Origin of the sequence: Microvirga sp. CF3062 (assembly GCF_036314045.1) — a bacterium.
Taxonomy (GTDB): domain Bacteria; phylum Pseudomonadota; class Alphaproteobacteria; order Rhizobiales; family Beijerinckiaceae; genus Microvirga.
In genome coordinates this window covers 78844-100281 of record NZ_JAYGGN010000003.1, presented here as the reverse complement: position 1 = coordinate 100281, position 21438 = coordinate 78844, and the positions used below count along the sequence as shown (strand labels likewise).

Here is a 21438-nt window from a genome sequence, read left to right as displayed (position 1 = left end):
GATGTGCGGTGCGGAGCTTACTTATGAACGAAGCCGCCGCAAAGCGAGGGGTGGGGAAACCTGTGTCGTTGAAAACCGGATCGTCGATCAGCCCTGCGGGGGATCCAGACGTGATCATCGTCGGCGCAGGCAGCGCCGGTATCGCGGCGGCGCGGCGCCTCATCGCCAACGGGCTCACGGTCACGATCCTGGAGGCCAGAGACCGCATCGGCGGGCGCACGCTCACGCGGAGCTTCAAAGGCCATCCCCTCGATCTCGGCGCGCATTGGCTTCATGCAGGACCCATCAACCCGCTCGTGAAGCTCGGTCGCGAGCGGCGCGAACCCCTGCGCCGGGCACCTGTAGACGGCCATGTCTTCGTGCGGGGTCGGCCAGGGAGCCGGGCCGAGAGCGCGGCGCTCGACCGGGCGTTTGCCATGGCAGACCGGGCCATGACTCAAGGAGCGAAAGCCCGCGAGGATCAAGCGGCCGCCAAGGTCCTGCCTCCCATGGGGCCGCAGGGGCGGCGGGTTGCAGCCATTCATGGGCTGGTCTCGGGCCGGCCTCTCGCAGAGGTCAGCCTGCACGACTTCCCGAGCATGGAATATGCCGACAACCTCTTCATCGCCGGAGGGCTCGGCGCCTATGTGGGCCGCCTTGCGCGCGGCTTGCCCATCCAGCTCGGGGCCGCCGTCCGATCCATCGACTGGTCGGCGGAGGGCGTGCAGATTGAGAGCACCGCCGGAACGCTGCGCGGGAAGGCCGTCATCGTGACCACGCCCATGGCGGTGCTGCAGCAGGATACGGTCCGCTTCGCGCCCGCTCTGCCGAACGCCGTCCAGGAGGCGATCCACGGCTTCACGCAGGGCGTCTACGAGCATGTGGTGCTCCACTGGCCGGATTCGCCGTTCCGCGGGGCAGATCGGCTCGCGAGCCTCACCGGCACGCGCCGCGAGCCGCCGGGACTTCTCACCTGCATCGACAACACGCCGTTTCATTACTTCGAGCTTGATCGGCCCAGTGCCGCCGGATTCGACCGGCGCGATGCCCATGCACCGCATCGCCATGCACGCACGGTGCTGGCGGAGCATTTCGGCCACCGTGCCGTCCGCACTCTCACGGCCTTGCACAGCACCGCCTGGCGCAACGATCCCTGGTCGCGCGCCTCCTGGGCGGTGGTGCCGCCGGGGTTCTACGCCATCCGCGACACCCTGAAGGCGCCGGTTGGCGAGCGGATCTGGTTTGCCGGTGAGGCACTGTCGCGTGCGCAGTGGGGCACGGCGGGCGGAGCCTGGGAGGAGGGCGAGCGGGCAGCCGGAGAGATCGTCGCGCGGCTTACCGGTCCTCGTTCTGGAGACTGAGATAGGTGGAGGTGAACTCGCCCACCTTCTTCAGCCGCTCCCAATCGAGAATGGTCAGCGCATCGCCCTGAAAACGGATCAGCCCTTCCTTACGCAATTCCTGCAGCACCCGGTTCACGTGGACGGTGGAGAGCCCCAGCGTATCGCCGAGTTCCGCCTGCGTGATCGGCAGCTGGACCGTATAACCCTCAGCGCGGCCGATGGCCTTGAGGCGCAGGTAAAGCTCGCAGATCAGATGCGCCATATGGGCGGTCGCCGAGAGGCGCCCCATGGCGGTGAGCCATTCCCGGTGGATGGCCCCGTCGATCAACGTGTTCAGCCAGAGCATCCGGGTGAGGTGCGGATACTCGTCGGTGATCTTCTCGAGCGTTGCATGCGGAACAGCCGCGATGCGGCAAGTGGTGAGCGCCAGAACGCCGTGATCCATCGTCTTCAGCAGAAAACTATGGAGATCAAGGAAGTCGCCGGCCACATGAAGGGCCGAGATCTGCCGCCGTCCGTTCGACACGATCTTGTATCGAGCGGCAAAACCGTCGAGGAGCAGAGAGCTTTCTGAAGGGCGGTCGCCCTCCCGTACGATATCCTCATCGGCCTCGACCACCCGAACTCGCGAGATCGCGTTCTCCAGCGTCCTCTTCTCCTCTTCGGAGAGCTGGTCGCGCTGTTCGAGCTTCAAAATCAGGGGGTTGGTCATACGGGTCATTGCAGAGGAGAGGGACAACTCTGTAGTGGTCAAACTCCGTTCTTAGCCGCACTCACATATGTTTATGCTCGATATGGTTTTCCGTTGCATCGAGATTACCGCCTACGTCTTCACATCTGGGAGAGGATTGAGGATGCCGAGTAAACCGGCCAACCGGGTCTGTGGGCGCAAGGCCCCTCGCCTGCGTCAGACCAGAGGCCTTCGATCACTGCCGCCGGAGCCTTCTCGTGAGATAGCTTGGCAATGAAGTCAGAGCATGCTGGGCAGCACGCGGTCCGGCGGCTTGTGACCGTCCACGAAGGCGCGGATGTTGACGATGACCTTCTCGCCCATGGCAACGCGCCCCTCGTGCGTGGCCGAGCCCATATGGGGCAGGAGCACCACCTTGCCCTGCTTGGCGAGCCGCACGAGACGCGGATTGACGGCCGGCTCCTCCTCGAACACGTCGAGGCCCGCGCCCGCGATGGCGCCCGCTTCGATGAGCTTGGTCAGCGCGCCCTCGTCGATGATCTCGCCGCGGGCGGTGTTCACCAGGATGGCATCGGGCTTCATGAGCTTGAGCCGCCGCGCGGAGAGCAGATGATAGGTGGCGGGCGTGTGCGGGCAGTTCACGGACACGATGTCCATGCGGGCCAGCATCTGATCGAGGGATTCCCAATAGGTCGCCTCGAGCTCCGCTTCGATCTTGGGCGGCACGTGGCGGCGGTTATGGTAGTGGATCGACAGGCCGAAGGCCTTGGCGCGGCGGGCCAGCGCCTGACCGATGCGGCCCATGCCGACGATGCCGAGGCGTTTGCCCGTGATGCGCCGCCCCAGCATCCAGGTGGGTGACCAGCCGGCCCATTCCCCGTCGGGGATCACGCGGGTGCCCTCGGGGAGGCGACGGGCCACGGCCAAGATCAGCGCCATGGTCATGTCCGCCGTATCCTCGGTGAGGACCCCAGGGGTGTTGGTGACGGTCATGCCCTTGGCGACTGCCGCCGCCACGTCGATGTTGTCGACGCCGTTGCCGAAATTGGCGATGAGCTTCAGGTTGGGCCCGGCCTGTCCGATGATGGCGGCATCGATCTCGTCGGTGATGGTGGGAACCAGCACGTCAGCCGTCTTGACCGCTTCCGCGAGTTCTTCCGGCGAGAGCGGCCTGTCCTCGAGGTTGAGGCGCGTGTCGAACAACTCGCGCAGGCGCGTCTCGATCACGTCGGGCAGGCGGCGGGTGACAACGACCAAGGGTCTTTTTTTCATCGTCTCAAAAACCCTCAGCACTGAAAAAACCGCGAAATGGAAAGAGTTTCACGCTCTCTTAACCCTGGTTCGGCGATCAAGGGAGACAGCCCGCCGCGTGGCGGCATCCGTCAAGCTTCTTTACCAGAGCCTGCCATCCAAGACAAAGTCATGATCGGGGAAACCATGCGCAAGATCGTCCTTGCCCTTGCTGTCGCGAGCCTGAGCGCCGGAGCGGCCCTGGCGCAGCAGCAGCCTCCGGGCGGACGCCTGGGCACCGGCCTGCCCGTGCCGCGCTATGTCAGCCTCAAGACCGACCGGGTGAACCTGCGCGAGGGCCCCTCCAAGGACCACCGGACCGCCTGGGTGTTCCAGCGCGCCGGGCTTCCCGTGGAGATCATCTCCGAATACGAGACTTGGCGGCGCATCCGCGATTCGGAGGGCACCGAGGGCTGGGTTCTCCATTCGCTCCTGTCAGGGCGGCGCACGGCCCTCGTGATGCCCTGGGCCAAGGGCAACCAGCCTCCGATCGGCCTTTTCTACCGGGCCGACGAGAAGAGCGGCGTGGCGGCCCATCTCCAGCCGGGCGTGATCACCAACGTCAACGGCTGCGACGGCAAGTGGTGCCGGGTGATGATCACCATGGACGGCGCCCGCGACGTGGACGGCTTCATCCAGCAGGAGAAGCTGTGGGGCGTCTATCCCAACGAGACGGTCGAGTAGGCCTTTACCGATTTTTCAAGAATTGCCGGGCTAGAAGGCAACACCGTAACCCCATCCGCGGATGCCTTCTCCCATGAGTCTGAACCTGAGCTTCAAGCTGCTCCCGATCCTGGCCATTGTGCTCGGCATCGCCTCCCTGGTCGCGCCCCGTTTCCTCAATGTCTTCGTGGCGATCTTCCTGATCGTCTACGGCCTCGTGGGCTTCGGCTTTATCCGCTGAGAACGAGAGACCTGACCTAAAAGGCCCGGCGCCCCAGGAGGCGCTGGCCGAAGACGTTGAAGGCGAGCCCCAGCACGATGATGGTCCCGCCTATGGCCTCAATGGGGTGCATGGCCTCGCCCAGGATGAGAACCGAGCCGAGGATCCCGGCGACCGGCACGAAAAGCGCGAAGGGCGTCACCGTGGCGGCCGGGTGGCGGGAGAGCAGGTAGGCCCAGATCCCGAAGGCGAAGATGGTGGTCGGATAGGCGAGATAGGCCACGGCCGCGAGCGTCCCGCCGTCCATCCGGGTCAACGCGGCGATCACCTGATCCGGGCCGTCGAGCCACAGGGACAGCCCCAGCAGCGGCAGCGGCGCGACGAGGCTCGACCAGACGATGAAGCCCAGCATGTCGACCCGGCCGGCCCGCTTGGAAACGATATTGGCCACGCCCCAGGCGGCGGCGGCCACCACTGTCATAACGAAGGGTCCGGCGCCCCCGCCGGTCATGCGCGGCCAAGCGATGAGGACAAGGCCGAAGCCGGCCACAAGGCCGCCAGCGACCTGATGCGGTCCGGGCCGTTCGTTCATCAGGACGGCGGCGAAGAGAACCGTGAAGAAGACCTGCGCCTGCATGACCACGGAGGCGAGGCTCGCCGGCATGCCGAACGCAATGGCGGCAAAAAGCAGCCCGAACTGGGCGACGCCAAGGAAGAAGCCGTAGGCCACGACATTCTTCCAGCTGGTCTTCGGGCGCGGGACGAAGAAGACCGCCGGGATGGCAGCGAGGAGGAAGCGAAGGGCTGCCAGCAGTAGGGGCGGCGTGGTGCCGACCCCGAGCTTGATAACGACGAAGCTCAGGCCCCAGATGACCGTGACGAGAAGGGCGACGAGGCTGTGGCTGAGCGGCATCTGGAGCATCGGACCCAAAAGTGGATTTGCACTTTTGGGATTGATCCGATGCTCAATCCCTCAAGCGGCGCATCGTCTAGGGCGGAAAACCGAGGCCACTTTTCACTGGCGTGGCCCTTCGGGTCGCTGACGCGGCCCTCTGGGTCCGCACGATGCGCTGAGTCCGGGACGCCGCTTGGAAGAGGCTGGTGTTAAGCCTTGCGGCGCAGGCGCACGATCACCTCGACGCCCGCCACTTCCATGCCCTCGGGCGGCTGGGGCAGGTCGGCGACGCTGATCCCTGAGGAGGGCATGTCCACGAGCTCGCCCTCTTCCTCCAGGAAGAAATGGTGGTGCTCGGTCGGGTTGGTGTCGAAATAGGACTTGGCGCCATCCACCGCGAGCTGGCGCAGGAGGCCGGCCTCCGTGAACTGATGCAGGGTGTTGTAGACGGTCGCGAGCGACACCGGCACCCGGGCGCGGGTCGCCTCGTCGAACAGCAGTTCGGCCGTGATATGCCGATCGCCCTTGCCGAACAGGAGCCATCCCAGGGACACGCGCTGACGGGTCGGGCGCAGACCCACGCGACGCAGCTTGTCCCGCAACTCGGACACGGGACAGCCCTTCCGGTGAGCCGGAGCGGTCGTGGATTCGATGTAGGCGGACAAAGGATCGGTCATATCACGGAACTGAATGGACGAATGCGCGCTTCTAACATCACGATAATAAGAAAGCGAGAGGGTTGCCGCAAGGCTAGCCCAAGGGCAGCTCTTGGAACGGCAGGGTTCTTGGGAAGACCCTCCGGGGTCGAAGAATCCCGGCTCGGGTCCCTTTGATGGACGGCCAAGCCTGTGCTACCAGAGCCGCACCGAGGCCCCGAGGCTTTCTTGAGGCCCTTTTTTGAGACGCTAGGGAAAGGTTCGGCACCCGGCATGGCCCGCCAGTCCAGCTTTAATTATGAAGAGCTCCTTGCCTGCGGGCGCGGAGAATTGTTCGGTCCCGGCAATGCGCAGTTGCCGCTCCCGCCCATGCTGATGTTCGACCGCATCACCTCCATCGGCGAGGATGGCGGCGCCTACGGCAAGGGCCATGTGGTGGCGGAGCTCGACGTGCGGCCGGACCTCTGGTTCTTCCCCTGCCACTTCAAGGGCGATCCGGTCATGCCGGGCTGCCTCGGCCTCGATGCCCTGTGGCAAATGACCGGCTTCTTCCTCGGCTGGGGCGGCTCCTCGGGCCGCGGCCGGGCGCTTGGCGTCGGTGAGGTGAAGTTCTCCGATCAGGTGCTCCCCACCGTCAAGAAGGTGGTCTACGGCGTCGATCTCAAGCGCGTGTTCCGCTCCAAGCTAGTGCTCGGCATCGCCGATGGCTGGCTCGAGGCCGACGGGCGCCGGATCTACGAGGCCAAGGACATGCGGGTCGGGCTGTTCCAGGCCGAAACCCCGGCAGGCGGCTAGAATTCGACACGGTGCCGGTCCTGACCGGCATCGTGCTCACATCCTGTTGACAAAGCGCGATCTTTTCGAAAAACCGGTCTCACTGCTCGGCGGCAGGAGCCCTGGGTTTTCGCATCGTGCCGTCAACCATTCGCAGGCTCACGGTTGAGATTGAGCAGGGTCGGCCTTACGTCTCCGGGACAGGCCGGCAGTGAAGGTCCTTTGAAGAGGTAGGCTATGAGGCGCGTCGTCGTCACCGGAATGGGCATCGTGTCGTCCATCGGCAACAACACGCAGGAGGTGCTGGCCTCCCTGCGCGAAGCGAAGTCCGGCATCAGCAAGGCTGAGGATTTCGCGAAATACGGCTTCCGCTGCCAGGTGCAGGGCGCCCCGAGCCTGAACCCGGAGGAGATCGTCGACCGCCGCGCTATGCGCTTCCACGCCCGGGGCACGGCCTGGAACCATGTGGCCATGGATCAGGCGATCCGGGATGCGGACCTCGAGGAGAACGAGATCTCCAACGAGCGCACCGGCATCATCATGGGCTCGGGCGGTCCCTCCACCCGCATCATCATGGAAGCGGCCGATATCACCCGCGAGAAAGGCCCCAAGCGCATCGGCCCGTTCGCAGTGCCCAAAGCCATGTCGTCCACGGCCTCCGCGACCCTCGCGACCTGGTTCAAGATCAAGGGCGTGAACTATTCGATCTCGTCGGCCTGCGCGACCTCGAACCATTGCGTCGGCAATGCCTACGAGATGATCCAGTACGGCAAGCAGGACGTGATGTTTGCAGGCGGCTGCGAGGACCTGGATTGGACCATGTCCAACCTCTTCGACGCCATGGGGGCCATGTCCACCAAGTACAACGACACCCCGGCACGCGCCTCGCGCGCCTATGACGTCAACCGCGACGGCTTCGTCATCGCCGGCGGCGCGGGCGTGCTGGTGCTCGAGGAGCTGGAGCATGCGAAGGCCCGTGGCGCCCGCATTTACGGCGAGATCGTCGGCTACGGCCTGACCTCGGATGGCTACGACATGGTGGCGCCGTCTGGCGAGGGCGCAATCCGCTGCATGCGCATGGCCCTGAAAGACGTGCACAACCCGATCGACTACATCAACCCGCACGCCACCTCGACGCCCGTGGGCGACCAGAAGGAGATCGAGGCGATCCGCACGGTCTTCGGATCGGGCGACAAGTGCCCGCCGATTTCTGCTACGAAATCGCTCACCGGCCACTCGCTCGGCGCCACCGGCGTGCAGGAGGCGATCTATTCGCTGCTGATGATGCAGAACGGCTTCATCTGCGAGAGCGCCCATATCGAGGAGATCGATCCGGAATTCGCCGACATGAATATCGTGCGCAAGCGCGTCGACGACGCCCGGATCGACACGGTCCTGTCGAACTCCTTCGGCTTCGGCGGCACCAATGCCACACTCGTCTTCAGCCGCCACAACGGGTAAGACGACATCATAAACCTGAGACAGCGCCATGCGATGCCCCGGCTTTTCCGGGGCGTCGCATGGACGCGCTCAATCACACCGATATTCCGGCTCGCGATGCACACTTTCATAACAATTGGCGTCGCACCCTGGAGCCGATGCAGAGGGGAACCCACGTGACCGGTCTGATGCAAGGAAAGCGCGGCCTCATCATGGGCGTCGCGAACGATCACTCCATTGCCTGGGGGATCGCCAAGGCCGTGGCCCAGCAAGGAGCGGAGCTCGCCTTCACCTATCAGGGCGAGGCGCTCGGCAAGCGCGTGACCCCGCTGGCACAGTCGCTCGGCTCCAACCTGGTCATTCCCTGCGACGTGGAGGATCTCGCCTCCGTCGACGCGGTGTTCGACACCCTCGACAAGGCCTGGGACGGCCTCGACTTCGTGGTCCACGCCATCGGCTTCTCCGACAAGTCGCAGCTCAAGGGCCCTTATGTGGACGTCACCACCCGCGAGAACTTCTCGCGCACCATGGTGATCTCCTGCTTCTCCTTCACGGAGATCGCCCAACGCGCCGCCAAGCGCATGAGGAACGGCGGCTCGCTCCTGACGCTGACCTATGGCGGCTCCACCCGGGTCATGCCGAACTACAACGTGATGGGCGTGGCGAAGGCGGCGCTCGAGGCGAGTGTGCGCTACATCGCCAACGATCTCGGGCCTGCCGGCATCCGCTGCAACGCCATCTCGGCCGGCCCCGTGCGGACGCTCGCGGGCGCAGGCATCGCCGATGCGCGCCTGATGTTCACCTACCAGAAGGCCCATTCGCCCCTACGCCAGAACATCACCATCGAGGATGTGGGGGGTGCTGCCCTCTACATGCTGTCGGATCTTTCCCGCGGCGTGACGGGCGAGATCCACTACGTGGATTCCGGCTACAACATCATCTCCATGCCGCGTCCCGAGGTGCTCAAGGCCCAGGACGCTGCAGGCCTGACGGGCGAGGAAGGCTGACGCCGGACCTCTCCCGCCGATCCCTGATCGATGCATCAATATTCTGAGGCCAGCCGCTGTAACGGCTGGCCTTTTCGCGTTAGATCCGGCCGTCATCTGAAATTCCACAGGTATCCTTAACGAAGCCGGTTCTTAGCACTCAGCATCCGCGTTCCCTCTGCACGCAACCGCGGCGAACCTCCGGAGGCCGTAAAGGAAAGCTCAATTACCAAGTTAATTAACCCTTGCAACCGCAAGATATCTTTTGGCGGATGGACAGATGGGCCTATGTCGGCCAAGATTTTTGCCTTCATCTTGTAGTATTCTTAAGCTTGTTAAATGCATCGCAACCAATCCATCACTCCCTTTCAAGGAGGTAATCTTTATCGCGAGACGGTATTCGATGCTGCCTGCAATGTTTTCTCGGAAAAAGAGGGTCTATATCGTTACGCCATCGAGCTGAGCCACCAGATCCCATGGGTTTCGGATACAGAAGGTAGCATCCTCTATATCGGGCCCGGCTGGGCGGAAACGATCGGCCATCCCCTGGAAGACCTGCTGGGGTACGGCTGGGTGCAGTTCGTGCATGCGGACGACGCCGCCCGCCTGAAGCAGGCCCGCCGCGAGACTCTGATCTCCGGCGCGTCCTACGAATGCGAGTACCGGATCAGGACGGCCGACGGAAGTTACCGGTGGTTCCGCTCCAGCGCCGGAGCGCGCCGGGATGAAACCGGCGTGGTCATCCTCTGGTACGGCACCACCCAGGACATCCATGACCGCAAGCTCGCCGAACTGACCCACCAGGGCCATACGCGGGTCTTGGAGATGATCGCTGCCGGACGACCGCTCGACGAGGTGCTGAATGCGCTCTGCCGCTTGGCTGAGGACCAGATCACCGGAGCGCGCTGCTCGATCCTTCTCTTCGATCCCTCGCGTCAGCGGCTCCGGTACGGAGCAGCACCCAACCTTCCTCCTGCCTACAACGCCGCCATCGACAACCTCCCCGTCGGGCCGGATGTCGGGTCATGTGGAACAGCCGCCTATCGCCGCAGCAGCGTGATCGTCTCCGATATCGCAAGCGATCCGCTCTGGGCCCCATGGCGCGATCTTGCCTTGCAGCATGGCCTGCAGGCCTGCTGGTCCAAGCCGATCCTCTCGCGTTCCGGCGAGGTGCTCGGCACCTTCGGCTTCTACTATGCCGAGCCGCGGTTCCCCAGGCAGGCTGAGATGGAGAGCATCGACGCGGTTTCGCATCTGGCGGCCCTCACCATCGAGCGCCAGCGGAGCGAGGCGGCCCTGCGCGAGAGCGAGGAGCACTACCGCTATTCGGTCGAGCTGAACCCTCAGATTCCCTGGACGGCGGATGGGGAGGGCAACATTCTCAGCACATCCACACGCTGGAACCAGCTGATGGGGATCCCTCATGAAGACACCCTGGGCTCCGGCTGGGCCAGGGTGCTGCACCCCGACGACCGCTCGCTCGTGAAGCATGGATGGGTCGAAGCCGTCCGCTCGCGCGAACCGTTGGACGTGGAATGTCGAGGATGCTTGGCTGACGGGAGCTACCGCTGGTTCCGAAGCAGGGCGATCCCGCGTTTTGCCGAGGACGGCACGGTGATCCGCTGGTACGGGACGGTCGAGGACATTCACGACCGCAAGATCGCCGAGGAACAGCTGCATCGGGCCGCCTATCATGACGATCTCACCGGACTCACCAACCGGCGGTTTTTCCGCGAACGTCTCAAGCACGCCCTGGAGGAAGCTTCGGACGAGTCTCGTGCGATCGGCCTCCTGGTCATGGATCTCGATCACCTCAAGCAGATCAACGATCGGTTCGGCCACGACGCCGGTGACGATCTCCTGAAGGAGTTCGCCCAGCGCCTGCGGCAGGTGTTGAAACCCGCCGCCGTTGTGGCCCGCTTAGGGGGCGACGAGTTCGCCGTGATCCTGCCCGATGTCGCGGGCGAGGAAGAGATTGCCGAGGCAGCTCAGGCGATCCTGTGCCGCATGCAGGAGCCGCTGAAGCGCAGCGGAAAGGCGCTGGACTGCCGCACCAGCATCGGCGGCGCCATCGCGCTCGGGTCCGGAACCAGTCCCGAGGAGCTTCAGAAACAGGCGGATCTCGCCCTCTACGCCAGCAAGACATCCGGTCGCGGCGCGTTCAAGATGTTCGTTCCGGCCTTGCGCCAGGAGGCTCAGCGCACAGCCTCGGCCCTGGAGGTGGCGGCGAAAGCCATTGAGTCCGGCTGGATCATGCCGTTCTATCAGCCCAAGGTGGTGTTGGCCTCCGGCGCCATCGGCGGCTTCGAGGCCCTCCTGCGCTGGCAGCACCCGCGCGGCGGCATCCAATCGCCGGAAAAGATCGCCCCGGCTTTCAACGACACCGAACTCGGCACCGCCATCGGCGAGCGCATGCGCTCCTGCGTGCTGAACGACATGCGCCGCTGGCTCGATACCGGGCTTAACATCGGGCGCATCGCCATCAATGCGTCGGCGGCCGAGTTCCGGCGTGGTGATTATGCCGAGCGCGTGCTCGAGGAGCTGAAGCAGGCGGGCGTGCCGGCCCGGTGTCTCGAGGTGGAAGTGACCGAGAGCGTGTTCCTCGGGTCCAGCACCCAACTGGTGGAGCGGGCCCTGCGAACCCTGAGCCAGGAGGGCGTCACCATCGCGCTCGACGATTTCGGCACGGGCTACGCCTCCCTGTCCCACCTCAAGCGGTTTCCGGTGAACGCAATCAAGATCGACTGCACCTTCGTGGCCGGCCTGGAAACCGATGCAGGAGATGCCGCCATCGTCAGGGCCGTCCTGAGCCTCGGCCATAATCTGGGTATCGAGGTCGTTGCCGAGGGCGTGGAGACTGCCTTCCAGACCTCGCTCCTGCAGCGCATGAGCTGCGATCTGGTCCAGGGCTACCATTTCGGACGCCCGATGCCGGCCGGCGACGTGCCGTCCTTCATCGCATCCTGGCAGGGGGTGTAACATCCCCTGCCCTGTGCTGGTTATTCCGGCACCTCGTCGTACGACAAGGCCCAGCCCGATCCGGTGAAGCAGCACCGTCCCAGAGGGGCACTCTCCCGCCAGATCAGGCTGCGCACGAACTCCATGCCGCCAGCCTCGAAGGCAGCCTGCAGCGCCTGCCTGTCCTCTCCCGGCTGTGACAGGCGTCCTTGCGCACAGACGAAGGAAACATGGCCGAGCCATTGCACCGCAAGGCCGGCATTTTTTCGCGTCACGCACAGCCCCGCACCGTAAAGCGAGTGAGTCCCTCCTCCAGAGCTTGGCTTCGGCCGCGGGACGCCGAGAGGAAAGATGAGCCGGCCGTTCAGTCGCAGATGCTCGATCCAGGCGTCGGCCGGTCGCCCGACGGCGAAGTTCACGTAGACAGCATCCACATCCTCACGCGGCCATTCGGCGCCGTCACCCTGGACGACGGTGACGTTGGAGTGCGCGGCCAGATTGTCCCGGGCGCGCTCGGCAAGGACTGAATCGAACTCGACGGCAAGCACATGCCCTTTTGCCCCGACGAGATGGGCGAGCATCGCCGTGTAGTAGCCCGTTCCCACGCCGATATGCGCCACGCGCTCGCCCTCGCGCAGAGACAGGGCATGAAGGCAGCGGGCATGGAGGGACGGGCTGCCGTTGTTGACGCCCTTGTCGGACGCGAGAGCGAAGAGCGCATCCTGATAGAGCACAACTGGGTCGTCCGATGCCACGGCCTCGTAACCGCTTGCCCCGCGCGACATCAGCCAGGGCGGCGCACCGAGGAAGCGCTCGCGCGGAACCGTGGCGAACGCTTCCTCGAGCCTGGGGTCGTCTGCGATGCTGGAGAGCGTAAGAATCTGCTTGGCATAGGCGCGCCGGATCACGGCCAGTTCGTCCTGGCTGAAAACGGAAGTCATTGGGCTTTTCCTCACACGTCAGACGAATTGTCGGCACGATCGGTGCCGGGTGCAACCGAACAGCCGAGCTTCGTGCTCTGGCATGACCTTTCACGACTCTGCGAGGCAGCAAACCTTGGCCTTGCCATTGCCACGATAGGGCGGCGCGAGGGACCTCCCTCAGTCGAGTCGCTTTGTCATGATCTTGTCTCGTCGTACCCTTCTCGCCGGCCTTGCCGTCTCTGGCGTCAGCATTCCCGCTCTCGCGCAATCCGCCCCGGAGCCGCAGCTCGTTCCCATCGAGTTGGTCGAGGACACGCTGGCCCTGCCGCCTGCCGTTCGGCTCGGGCACCCGCATGGCGACGTGATCATGATCGAGTATTTCGACTACAACTGCCCCTGGTGCAAACGCTCGGCCCAGGACCTGCAGGCGCTGCTGAAGGCGGAGCCGGACCTCTCCTACGTGCTGGTGAATTTCGCCGTGCTCGGCATCCCGTCGGTGACGGCTCACAAGGCGGCGCTCGCCTATCTCCAGCTCCACGGCCCCGAGCGCTATCTCGATTTGCACCTCGCCCTGTTCCGCCTGCGCGGCGCGGTGGATGGTACGCGGGTGCTGGCGGAGGCCGAGCGCCTCGGCGGCAACCGCCCGCGCCTGGAGGAGGCTGCCAATGCCGAGCGCACGACGCGATGGATGAAGGATACCCTCACGCTCGGCACCTCGCTGGGCTTCGTCGCCACTCCGTCTTTCCTGGTCGCCACTCAATCCTATGCGGGCGGCATGACGCTTGCCCAGAAGCGCGACGCTATCGCTGTGGCGAGGGGCTAAGCGCTCTCCTCCTACCCCCTCCACGTCATCCCCGGCTTTGTGCCGGGGATCCACGTCATTTCCCAGAATGCCTCCCCGAACCTCATCCTGAGGAGGATTGCGCCAGCAATCCGTCTCGAAGGAGGCTCCAGTGCTTTCTGGAAGCTGCTTCGAGACGCAGACTTCGTCTGCTCCTCAGGATGAGGATGGTGTTTCCCAAGACGTGGATGGCCGGGACTAATCCCCGGATCAAGTCCGGGGACGGCCATGACGGGAAGGTCTCATGCAGTGAACCATTAAGGGAAAGTTGCACGAGGCGAAGCGAACCGGCTAAGTCCGAGGCGCATGTCGCTCATCCGCTCTTCCCTTCTGGTCGGCCTCGGCTCCGTCACCTCGCGCATCCTCGGATTTGTGCGCGACGTGCTGTTCGCGCAGGCCTTGGGCACCGGTCCGGTGGCGGATGCGTTTCTGGCAGCCTTCCGCCTGCCAAACCTCGTGCGCCGCATCCTCGGCGAGGGCGGGCTCAACCCGGCGCTCGTGCCCGCTTTGAGCCGCCTGGAATCGGATGAGGGCGCGAAGGTAGCGGGCGACGTGCTCGGCGCCTTTGCGCTTGCGCTGCTCGCACTCACCGGCTTTGTGGAGATCGGCGCGGGCCTGCTCGCCTTTCTCCTCGCGCCTGGCCTGCACGACGATGCCGGGACGCTGGCGCTGGTCGCGCTCTATACCCGCCTGTCCTTTCCGATCGTACTGTGTGTGACCCTTGCCTCCATCGCGGCGGCCGTTCTCAACTGGCGCGGGCGCTTCACCGCAACGGCCCTCGCGCCGCTCGCAGTCAATGGCGGGTTGATCCTGGCGCTTGTGGTGCTTGAGAGCGGCTTCGATCTCCCGCTTGCCCGGAAGGCCGCATGGCTTGCCGCCGCCTCATCCCTCGCCGGCCTGATCCAGCTCGCCATCGTCGCAGCCGCACTCCTGCAGGGCGGCTCGCGCCTCGTTCGTTTTCGCCGGCCGCGCTGGTCGCCTCTCCTGAAAAGCCTGCTGCTGGCCGGGCTTCCCGTGCTGGCAGCCAGCGGCGCGGTGCAGATCTTCTTTCTGGCCGCCACCCAGATCGCCTCCTTCTGGCCCTCCGGAATCTCCTGGCTCTATTACGCCGAGCGGGTGATACAGCTGCCGCTGGGCCTGATGGCGGGCTTGAGCGCGAGCCTGCTCCTGCCGGAGCTCGCCCGGCGCCATCAGGCCGGCGAGCGGCAGGCCCTCGTGACGGCACAGAACCGGGCGCTCGAGGTGGCGCTGCTGCTGGCCCTGCCCGCCGCTTCCGCCCTGTTCATCCTCGCCCGCCCCATCAGCACGGTTCTCTTCGAGCGCGGGGCCTTCGCGTCCACTGACGCCGAGGGCACCGCCCTGGTGCTCATGGCCCTGAGCTTAGGGATGCCCTTCGCCACATTGGCGAAGGTCTTGAGCCAGACCCTCTTCGCCCTTGGCTCATTGAGGGCGGCGCTCGCGGCCGCCGGCATCGGCCTCGTCGTGACCGTGACCGCCTCCCTCCTCCTTGCCTGGCCGCTCGGCCTGACCGGAATTGCGCTCGGGGTCAGCCTCGGCTGCGTCAGTCATGCGGGCGCGGTGATCCTGGGGCTGTCCCGATTCGGCCTTTGGTCGCCGGGCTGGCAGGGCCTGAGCCGCCTGGCGCGAACCGCAGTGGCAACCCTCGTCATGAGCCTAGGGCTCCTGAGCGCCGGAAGCCTGTTTCCCGAGCCGGAGCCCCTCGTGCTGGCGGCTTTCTGCCTCGGCGGCCTGGTGCTTTATGCGCTTGCGGCCTTCGCAACCGGCGCCCTCACCCGCGACGATTGGGCATCTCTCACGAAAAAATCGTCAGAACCCTTGCGTCCCGGCGCGGGCCTGTCGTAACCCCGCCGCACAGACGCGTGTTCCGGTGAGGCGGGCTCTTCGCCTTCCTGAAGGACGGTGCATTGGAAAAGGGTTCGGGGCAGTCCGCGGGTCATTCGGCTCGCATGCACGTCCCGCAGGAGTTCAAGACGATGGCGCAGTTCAAGGAGCTGGTGTTCTCGGGCGTTCAGCCCACCGGAAACCTTCATCTCGGGAATTATCTCGGCGCCATCAAGCGCTTTGTGGCCATGCAGGAGACGCACGACTGCATCTACTGCGTCGTGGACATGCACGCGATCACGGTGCCGCAGAACCCGGCCGACCTCACCCGCCAGATCCGGGAGGTGACGGCCGCGTTCCTCGCCGCCGGCATCGACCCGAAGCGCCACATCGTCTTCAACCAGTCCCAGGTGCCCCAGCACGCGGAGCTCGCCTGGGTGTTCAACTGCGTCGCCCGTCTCGGCTGGCTCAACCGCATGACCCAGTTCAAGGACAAAGCCGGCAAGGACCGGGAGAACGCATCGGTGGGCCTCTACGCCTATCCGAGCCTGATGGCCGCCGACATCCTGGTCTATCGCGCCACCCACGTGCCGGTGGGCGAGGACCAGAAGCAGCACCTTGAGCTCACCCGCGACATCGCCCAGAAATTCAACAACGACTGGGCCGAGTCGATCGCGGCGCACGGTTTCGGCAAGGCCTTCTTCCCGTTGACCGAGCCCATGATCCAGGGCCCGGCGACCCGGGTCATGTCGCTCCGTGACGGTTCGAAGAAGATGTCGAAGTCGGATCCGTCCGATTACTCGCGCATCAATCTCACGGACGATGCGGACACCATCGCCCAGAAGGTGCGCAAGGCGAAGACCGATGCCGAGCCGCTGCCCTCCGAGGTTGACGGCCTGAAGACGAGGCCCGAGGCCGAGAACCTCGTGGCGATCTACGCGGCCCTCATGGACACCGCGCCGGAAGAGGTGCTGCGCCAGCATGGCGGCGCGCAGTTCTCCGGCTTCAAGGCGTCGCTTGTGGATGTGGCAGTGACGAAGCTCTCGCCGGTCGCTGACGAGATGCGCCGCCTCATGGGCGACCCAGGGCATATCGATGCGGTCCTTGCGGACGGCTCCGCGCGGGCGCGGGCACTGGCTTCCGTCACCATGGATTCGGTCAAGGACATCGTCGGCTTCGTGCGGTCCCGCTGATCCCGGCTTGCCCAGGACGCACTTGTCTATGACGCACTTGCCCATGGCGCAAAGGCAGGGCAGCATCGGGTTTAAGGCAGGAGAGCATGCCGTGAGCGACAAGCGTCGATCCTACGAATCGGGCCATAGGCCGAAATTCATGGTGGTGGTCGACAAGACCCCGGAATGCGCCCGGGCGGTGCATTTCGCGTCCCGCCGGGCGGTTCGCACGGGCGCCAGCATGGTGATGCTCGCGGTCGTTGACCCTCCCGATAATTTCGAATGGATCGGCGTCGGCGAGGCGATGATCGAAGAGGCGAGCGAGGAGGCCCAGAAGCTCCTCGATGCCGCTGCCCGAGAGGCGCGCAATGCGGCGGGCGTCGAACCCGAGCAGGTGATCCGCGTCGGCACCCGGGCGGACGAAATCATGAAGCTGATCCAGGAGGACGAGGATATCTCCTTCCTGGTGCTCGGCGCCGGCAGCAGCAAGGAAGGCCCTGGCCCCCTGGTCTCGACCCTGGGCGGGCGCGCCGCCGCCTCATTCCCGGTTCCCATCGTGATCGTGCCGGGTGGCCTGTCGGACGAGGAGATCGACGCGCTGGCGGGGTAGTCGATCCTCTTCACCCTTCCGTCGCAGTCCCGGGATGACGCACCCGCATATGTTCTCCCCTTGGAATCGGACCCAATCCGTTCCACATTAGGAGAGGAATCTGTTAGAATAATTCTAAACCTGCCACTCGGCCGGCCTTGAACCGGCGCAGAGGACGAAAACGATGTTTATCCAGACTGAAGCCACTCCCAATCCCGCCACCCTGAAATTCCTGCCCGGCCGCGTGGTCATGCCGGAGGGCACCTTCGAGGCCAAGACGCCTGAGCAGGGTGAAGTTTCCCCGTTGGCCGAGCGCCTCTTCGCCGTGCCGGGCGTCACCGGCGTATTCTTCGGCTACGACTTCGTCACCGTTACTAAGGCTGACGGCGAGTGGCAGCACCTGAAGCCGGCGATCCTCGGCGCGATCATGGAGCATTTCATGACCGGCGCGCCGCTTTTCGCCAACGGCTACGGCGCCTCGCAGGTGGACAGCGAGGAGTTCTTCGACGAACAGGATGCCGCAACTGTCGAGACCATCAAGGAGCTGCTCGAGACCCGCATCCGCCCGGCGGTGGCCGGCGACGGCGGCGACATCACCTTCCGGGGTTTCAAGGACGGCACGGTATACCTCGTCATGAAGGGCGCCTGCTCGGGCTGCCCATCCTCGACCGCCACCCTGCGCCACGGCATCCAGAATCTGCTGCGCCACTTCCTGCCGGACGTGCGCGAGGTGCAGGCGGTCTGACGACTGTCTGATCCGGCATCAGGGACTCATTGAGATTGAAGCGCGGCTTTTACACGCCGCGCTTTTTCTATTGAAATGACTCACTGTCCGCTCTGTCCTGGACCAGACTTTTCGCGAGGCCCACACCGATCGCTGGCGGGAGGATCGCCCGACTCCGTGGCACCCTGCGCGCGATAGCGGATCTCGCCAAGATTCAGGCGTTCTGTCGGAGCGAGGTTTACAGGCTCCACTTGCCGATAGCGCTCAGGGCAATCGCCAGGGATGCGATCTGCATCGCATTCGTAATCGTACCGTCGGCAGCAAGCCGAACGACTTCCTGAACCGGCACCCGCACCACCTTGATCTGTTCGGTCGGGTCGTTCAACGTCTTGCCGGACAGGCGCACCCCTTGCGCCAGCACTGTATGACAGAAGTTCGTGTGGGTCGCGGGGTTGGGCGAGTGCTTGCCGAAAGCGCGCCAGTGCTGCGCGACATATCCCGTCTCCTCCTCGAGCTCGCGGGCTGCCGCTGTGAGCGGGGACGAATCCTCCTGGTCGATCGCTCCCGCCGGCACTTCGAGGGATATCCCCCCAAAGGCATGGCGATATTGCTCGACCAGGATGATGTGATCCTCGTCGTCGAGGGCCACCACGTGAACCCAATCGGGATATTCGAGTACGTAATACGGCGCTACCTCCACGCCCTCGGCGGTCACGCAATCGTCTGCGCGAAGCTTGACCCAACGGTCGCGAATCACGTCCCGCGAGGTTTTCACGGTCCAGGGCTTGGGGTCAGCGGAGGAAGGATTGGATGCATTTGTCATGGATTGATCATGGCACCGGCTTTCCAGCCCGCTCAAGCTGAAACTCTCCGGCCGCACGACAGAAGCGTGAAACCGGGTTTCCTCCGATCCGCTTCATGCTCTAAAGAAGCGCATAGACCTGACGGAGACGAACGTTGCGCGTCCTTGCCATCGATACCGCCCTCGGCGCCTGCTCGGCCTGCATTGTCGAGGCGGGAGAGACCGTGCCGCTGGCTGCCGACACCATCCCCATGGAGCGCGGCCACGCGGAGGCCCTGATGCCGCTCCTCGACCGGCTCTCAGCCCAGGTGGACGGCGGCTTCGAGAGCCTCGACCGGGTCGCCGTGACGGTGGGACCCGGCAGCTATACGGGCCTGAGGGTCGGCATCAGCGCCGCCCGCGGCATCGGCCTGGCGGCCGGCATTCCCGTTGTGGGCGTCGCCACCCTCTCGGCCTTTCTGGCGCCGCTCATGGTGGGCGACAAACGGGGGCTTTTTACCGCCGCCATCGATGCCAAGCACGGTCACCTCTACATCCAGGCTGTTGCGCCCGGTGGGCGGGTCATTATCCCGCCGGGGCTGATGACCTATCGCGACGCGATCCGGCTTCTCGGCTCCGGACCCATCGTCGTGGCCGGATCGGCCGCCGCCATGCTGGCGGCCGAGGCCAGGATGCAGGGCGTCGATGCCCATGTCAGCGACGTGTCCACCTTTCCCGACATCGGCTGGGTGGCCCGCCTCGGGGCGCTGGCCGACCCGGCCCAGGCCCTGCCGAAGCCGCTTTACCTGCGCGATCCCGATGCCAAGCCGCAGGACGGGGCGCGAATCGCCAGGCAATAGAATTCTCGCGATGAGCATTCTCGATCGCTTCTTCCATCCGCCCGCGCCGCATGTGGAGCCTGTCGGCACCGATGCCGCCGCGCGGCTTGCGGCGATCCACGCCTCGGCCTTCCCGCGGCCCTGGAGCACCCTCGAGTTCGAGCGCATGCTCGGCGAACGCGGCGTCATGGCAGATGGGCTCTTTCTTGGCCGCACCACCAAACCGTCAGGCTTCGTCCTGTCGCGGATCGTGCTCGACGAGGCGGAGATCATCACGGTGGCGATCGCCCCTGAAGCGCGTGGAAAGGGCCACGCGCGTGCCCTGCTCGCGCACCATCTGGACGCCCTGTCCCGCCGCGGCGTCGCCCGCGTGCATCTCGAGGTCGAGGACGGGAATGGGCCGGCCATCGCCCTCTATCGCCGCGCCGGGTTTCGCGAGACCGGGCGGCGGGAGGGCTATTACCACAAGGCCGACGGAACGAAGGCTTCGGCCCTGACCATGGCGCTGGACCTATAGCCCCGTTCGTTTCCGTCCCGTATAAGGCTGCACAAGGAGTCGTTTCAGCCTTGGCCACACGCAACAGCACATCCGCCAGAACGCGCCGGTCGGACGCCATCGAGCGCGCCTGCCGTAACAAGGGCCTGCGCATGACGGGTCAGCGCAAGATCATCGCGCAGGTTCTCGATGCGGCCGAGGATCATCCCGACGTGGTGGAGCTGCATCGCCGCGCGGCGCAAGTCGACGACCGCATCTCGCTCTCCACCGTCTATCGCACGGTGAAGCTGTTCGAGACGGAAGGCATTCTCGAGCGGCTCGATTTCCGCGACGGGCGCTCGCGCTACGAGCAGGCGGCCCGCGAGCACCATGACCACCTGATCAATCTCGAGACCGGAGACGTGATCGAGTTTCGCTCGGAGGAGATCGAGGCGCTGCAGAACGAGATCGCCAGGCGGCTCGGCTACAAGGTGGTGTATCACCGACTCGAACTCTACGCGGTACCGCTGGACAAGGACGAGGCGTGACGACAATCGCCGTCGCCTTCAGGCTGCTGCTGCTTGGCCTGGGCAGCCTCGTGCTCGTGCCGCTGCAGATGCTCGCCCTGCGCCTCGGCTGGTCGGTCACCCTGCACGTGCTGCCCCTGTGGTTTCACCGGGCGCTTCTCAAAATCTTCAACGTGCGCGTCATCGAGCGGGGCACGCCGCCGGGCAAGGCGCCCACCATCGTGGTATCGAACCACGTCTCCTGGCTCGACATTCCGGTGATCGGATCGCTGCACCCGCTCTCCTTCATCGCGAAATCCGAGATCGAGGGCTGGCCGGTGGTCGGCTTTATGGCGACGCTCCAGCGCTCCGTCTTCATCGACCGCCAGCGCCGCAAGGCCACCGCAGAGGTCAACGATGCGCTTGCCCACCGGCTGGTGAAGGGCGAAGTGATCGTGCTGTTTGCCGAAGGCACCACGGGCGACGGCAACCGGCTTCTGCCATTCCGCTCCTCCCTGGTCGGCGCGGCCCAGACCGCCCTCATGCATGACAGCGTCGAGCGCGTGCTCCTGCAGCCGCTCGCCATCACCTATACCCATCGTCACGGCCTGCCCGTGACTCGACGCGACCGCCCCTTTATCGCCTGGTACGGCGACATGGATCTGGCGCCCCACCTCAAGCTTTTCATTCGCGGCATTCCGCTGGACGTGGTGGTGACCTGGGGCGAGCCGATGCCCTTCAACGGCAGCCGCAAGCAGGCCACCGCCTTTGCCGAGGCTGAGGTACGCCGCGCCCTGTCGGCGGTGTGATGTTGGTACCATCCTCCACGTCATCACCGGCCTTGTGCCGGT

Annotated in this window: 22 protein-coding genes; 16 read left to right on the top strand and 6 right to left on the bottom strand. The window is 65.1% G+C overall.

What is annotated here, in order from left to right:
- Positions 1-62: 62 nt before the first annotated feature.
- Positions 63-1340, top strand: coding sequence for a flavin monoamine oxidase family protein (locus VB618_RS06645; RefSeq protein WP_329795803.1), 1278 nt, complete (start codon positions 63-65; stop codon positions 1338-1340).
- On the opposite strand, the gene VB618_RS06640 is transcribed toward VB618_RS06645, so the two are convergent.
- Together VB618_RS06640 and VB618_RS06635 are read right to left on the bottom strand one after the other, a co-directional pair.
- Positions 1315-2034 carry a Crp/Fnr family transcriptional regulator gene (locus tag VB618_RS06640; RefSeq protein WP_329795802.1) on the bottom strand — a complete coding sequence of 240 codons (720 nt, stop codon included), beginning with the start codon at positions 2032-2034 and terminating at the stop codon, positions 1315-1317. The genes VB618_RS06645 and VB618_RS06640 overlap by 26 nt on opposite strands.
- Before the next feature lie 258 nt (positions 2035-2292).
- On the bottom strand, positions 2293-3285 hold the full coding sequence (locus VB618_RS06635; protein WP_329795801.1) for a 2-hydroxyacid dehydrogenase: 993 nt from the start codon (positions 3283-3285) through the stop codon (positions 2293-2295).
- Positions 3286-3450: 165 nt separating this feature from the next.
- Here VB618_RS06635 and VB618_RS06630 point away from each other — a divergent pair, with 165 nt between their 5' ends.
- Together VB618_RS06630 and VB618_RS06625 are read left to right on the top strand one after the other, a co-directional pair.
- Complete coding sequence (locus VB618_RS06630) at positions 3451-3987, top strand: SH3 domain-containing protein (protein WP_329796150.1); 537 nt, start codon at positions 3451-3453, stop codon at positions 3985-3987.
- A gap of 73 nt (positions 3988-4060) precedes the next feature.
- Positions 4061-4207: a DUF3096 domain-containing protein gene (locus tag VB618_RS06625; protein WP_081929037.1), complete on the top strand. Its 147-nt coding sequence runs from the start codon at positions 4061-4063 to the stop codon at positions 4205-4207.
- A 16-nt stretch (positions 4208-4223) separates the two neighbouring features.
- Here VB618_RS06625 and VB618_RS06620 read toward each other — a convergent pair whose 3' ends face one another.
- Positions 4224-5099, bottom strand: coding sequence for an EamA family transporter (locus VB618_RS06620; protein ID WP_329795800.1), 876 nt, complete (start codon positions 5097-5099; stop codon positions 4224-4226).
- A gap of 191 nt (positions 5100-5290) precedes the next feature.
- Complete coding sequence (irrA, locus tag VB618_RS06615; protein WP_329795799.1) at positions 5291-5758, bottom strand: iron response transcriptional regulator IrrA; 468 nt, start codon at positions 5756-5758, stop codon at positions 5291-5293.
- A gap of 252 nt (positions 5759-6010) precedes the next feature.
- Here irrA and fabA point away from each other — a divergent pair, with 252 nt between their 5' ends.
- The 4 genes from fabA to VB618_RS06595 all read left to right on the top strand — a co-directional run bounded on the left by fabA (position 6011) and on the right by VB618_RS06595 (position 11916).
- The gene (fabA, locus tag VB618_RS06610) at positions 6011-6532 is read left to right on the top strand and encodes a 3-hydroxyacyl-[acyl-carrier-protein] dehydratase FabA (RefSeq protein WP_329795798.1); all 522 of its coding nucleotides are present in this window, start codon (positions 6011-6013) and stop codon (positions 6530-6532) included.
- Positions 6533-6748: 216 nt separating this feature from the next.
- Positions 6749-7972 carry a beta-ketoacyl-ACP synthase I gene (gene fabB / locus VB618_RS06605; RefSeq protein WP_329795797.1) on the top strand — a complete coding sequence of 408 codons (1224 nt, stop codon included), beginning with the start codon at positions 6749-6751 and terminating at the stop codon, positions 7970-7972.
- 155 nt (positions 7973-8127) lie between these two features.
- Positions 8128-8958: an enoyl-ACP reductase FabI gene (gene fabI, locus VB618_RS06600; protein ID WP_329796149.1), complete on the top strand. Its 831-nt coding sequence runs from the start codon at positions 8128-8130 to the stop codon at positions 8956-8958.
- 318 nt (positions 8959-9276) lie between these two features.
- A complete protein-coding gene (locus tag VB618_RS06595; RefSeq protein ID WP_329795796.1) occupies positions 9277-11916 on the top strand; it encodes a bifunctional diguanylate cyclase/phosphodiesterase in 2640 nt (879 codons plus the stop codon).
- Between the two features lie 20 nt (positions 11917-11936).
- Here the strand turns inward: VB618_RS06595 and VB618_RS06590 are convergent, their stop codons facing one another.
- Positions 11937-12836: a protein-L-isoaspartate O-methyltransferase family protein gene (locus VB618_RS06590; protein ID WP_329795795.1), complete on the bottom strand. Its 900-nt coding sequence runs from the start codon at positions 12834-12836 to the stop codon at positions 11937-11939.
- 178 nt (positions 12837-13014) lie between these two features.
- On the opposite strand from VB618_RS06590, the gene VB618_RS06585 reads away from it, so the two are divergent.
- The 5 genes from VB618_RS06585 to VB618_RS06565 all read left to right on the top strand — a co-directional run bounded on the left by VB618_RS06585 (position 13015) and on the right by VB618_RS06565 (position 18007).
- Positions 13015-13641, top strand: a complete 627-nt coding sequence (locus VB618_RS06585) for a thioredoxin domain-containing protein (RefSeq protein WP_329795794.1) — start codon at positions 13015-13017, stop codon at positions 13639-13641.
- A gap of 324 nt (positions 13642-13965) precedes the next feature.
- Positions 13966-15522, top strand: coding sequence for a murein biosynthesis integral membrane protein MurJ (gene murJ, locus VB618_RS06580; RefSeq protein ID WP_329795793.1), 1557 nt, complete (start codon positions 13966-13968; stop codon positions 15520-15522).
- Positions 15523-15653: 131 nt separating this feature from the next.
- A complete protein-coding gene (gene trpS, locus VB618_RS06575) occupies positions 15654-16694 on the top strand; it encodes a tryptophan--tRNA ligase (RefSeq protein WP_329795792.1) in 1041 nt (346 codons plus the stop codon).
- Positions 16695-16785: 91 nt separating this feature from the next.
- On the top strand, positions 16786-17283 hold the full coding sequence (locus tag VB618_RS06570) for a universal stress protein (RefSeq protein WP_329795791.1): 498 nt from the start codon (positions 16786-16788) through the stop codon (positions 17281-17283).
- Between the two features lie 163 nt (positions 17284-17446).
- A complete protein-coding gene (locus VB618_RS06565) occupies positions 17447-18007 on the top strand; it encodes a NifU family protein (protein WP_329795790.1) in 561 nt (186 codons plus the stop codon).
- A gap of 217 nt (positions 18008-18224) precedes the next feature.
- Here the strand turns inward: VB618_RS06565 and VB618_RS06560 are convergent, their stop codons facing one another.
- Entirely contained in the window at positions 18225-18809 is a 585-nt protein-coding gene (locus VB618_RS06560) for an NUDIX hydrolase (protein WP_329795789.1), read from the bottom strand.
- 134 nt (positions 18810-18943) lie between these two features.
- Here VB618_RS06560 and tsaB point away from each other — a divergent pair, with 134 nt between their 5' ends.
- From tsaB to VB618_RS06540, 4 genes are all read left to right on the top strand, one after another.
- Positions 18944-19627, top strand: a complete 684-nt coding sequence (gene tsaB / locus VB618_RS06555) for a tRNA (adenosine(37)-N6)-threonylcarbamoyltransferase complex dimerization subunit type 1 TsaB (protein ID WP_329795788.1) — start codon at positions 18944-18946, stop codon at positions 19625-19627.
- Positions 19628-19637: 10 nt separating this feature from the next.
- Entirely contained in the window at positions 19638-20123 is a 486-nt protein-coding gene (locus VB618_RS06550; RefSeq protein ID WP_329795787.1) for a GNAT family N-acetyltransferase, read from the top strand.
- Positions 20124-20254: 131 nt separating this feature from the next.
- Positions 20255-20629, top strand: a complete 375-nt coding sequence (locus tag VB618_RS06545) for a Fur family transcriptional regulator (RefSeq protein WP_329796148.1) — start codon at positions 20255-20257, stop codon at positions 20627-20629.
- On the top strand, positions 20626-21396 hold the full coding sequence (locus VB618_RS06540) for a lysophospholipid acyltransferase family protein (RefSeq protein ID WP_329795786.1): 771 nt from the start codon (positions 20626-20628) through the stop codon (positions 21394-21396). The genes VB618_RS06545 and VB618_RS06540 overlap by 4 nt, the downstream gene beginning before the upstream one ends.
- Positions 21397-21438 lie beyond the last annotated feature (42 nt).

Excerpts from the sequence above, each read along its gene's own strand:
- VB618_RS06640 (WP_329795802.1), bottom strand. The coding sequence starts at position 2,034 with ATGACCAACCCCCTGATTTTGAAGCTCGAACAGCGCGACCAGCTCTCC.
- VB618_RS06635 (WP_329795801.1), bottom strand. The coding sequence starts at position 3,285 with ATGAAAAAAAGACCCTTGGTCGTTGTCACCCGCCGCCTGCCCGACGTG.
- VB618_RS06630 (WP_329796150.1), top strand. The coding sequence starts at position 3,451 with ATGCGCAAGATCGTCCTTGCCCTTGCTGTCGCGAGCCTGAGCGCCGGA.
- VB618_RS06625 (WP_081929037.1), top strand. The coding sequence starts at position 4,061 with ATGAGTCTGAACCTGAGCTTCAAGCTGCTCCCGATCCTGGCCATTGTG.
- VB618_RS06620 (WP_329795800.1), bottom strand. The coding sequence starts at position 5,099 with ATGCCGCTCAGCCACAGCCTCGTCGCCCTTCTCGTCACGGTCATCTGG.
- irrA (WP_329795799.1), bottom strand. The coding sequence starts at position 5,758 with ATGACCGATCCTTTGTCCGCCTACATCGAATCCACGACCGCTCCGGCT.
- fabA (WP_329795798.1), top strand. The coding sequence starts at position 6,011 with ATGGCCCGCCAGTCCAGCTTTAATTATGAAGAGCTCCTTGCCTGCGGG.
- fabB (WP_329795797.1), top strand. The coding sequence starts at position 6,749 with ATGAGGCGCGTCGTCGTCACCGGAATGGGCATCGTGTCGTCCATCGGC.
- VB618_RS06595 (WP_329795796.1), top strand. The coding sequence starts at position 9,277 with ATGCATCGCAACCAATCCATCACTCCCTTTCAAGGAGGTAATCTTTAT.
- VB618_RS06590 (WP_329795795.1), bottom strand. The coding sequence starts at position 12,836 with ATGACTTCCGTTTTCAGCCAGGACGAACTGGCCGTGATCCGGCGCGCC.
- VB618_RS06585 (WP_329795794.1), top strand. The coding sequence starts at position 13,015 with ATGATCTTGTCTCGTCGTACCCTTCTCGCCGGCCTTGCCGTCTCTGGC.
- murJ (WP_329795793.1), top strand. The coding sequence starts at position 13,966 with ATGTCGCTCATCCGCTCTTCCCTTCTGGTCGGCCTCGGCTCCGTCACC.
- trpS (WP_329795792.1), top strand. The coding sequence starts at position 15,654 with ATGGCGCAGTTCAAGGAGCTGGTGTTCTCGGGCGTTCAGCCCACCGGA.
- VB618_RS06565 (WP_329795790.1), top strand. The coding sequence starts at position 17,447 with ATGTTTATCCAGACTGAAGCCACTCCCAATCCCGCCACCCTGAAATTC.
- VB618_RS06560 (WP_329795789.1), bottom strand. The coding sequence starts at position 18,809 with ATGACAAATGCATCCAATCCTTCCTCCGCTGACCCCAAGCCCTGGACC.
- VB618_RS06550 (WP_329795787.1), top strand. The coding sequence starts at position 19,638 with ATGAGCATTCTCGATCGCTTCTTCCATCCGCCCGCGCCGCATGTGGAG.
- VB618_RS06545 (WP_329796148.1), top strand. The coding sequence starts at position 20,255 with ATGACGGGTCAGCGCAAGATCATCGCGCAGGTTCTCGATGCGGCCGAG.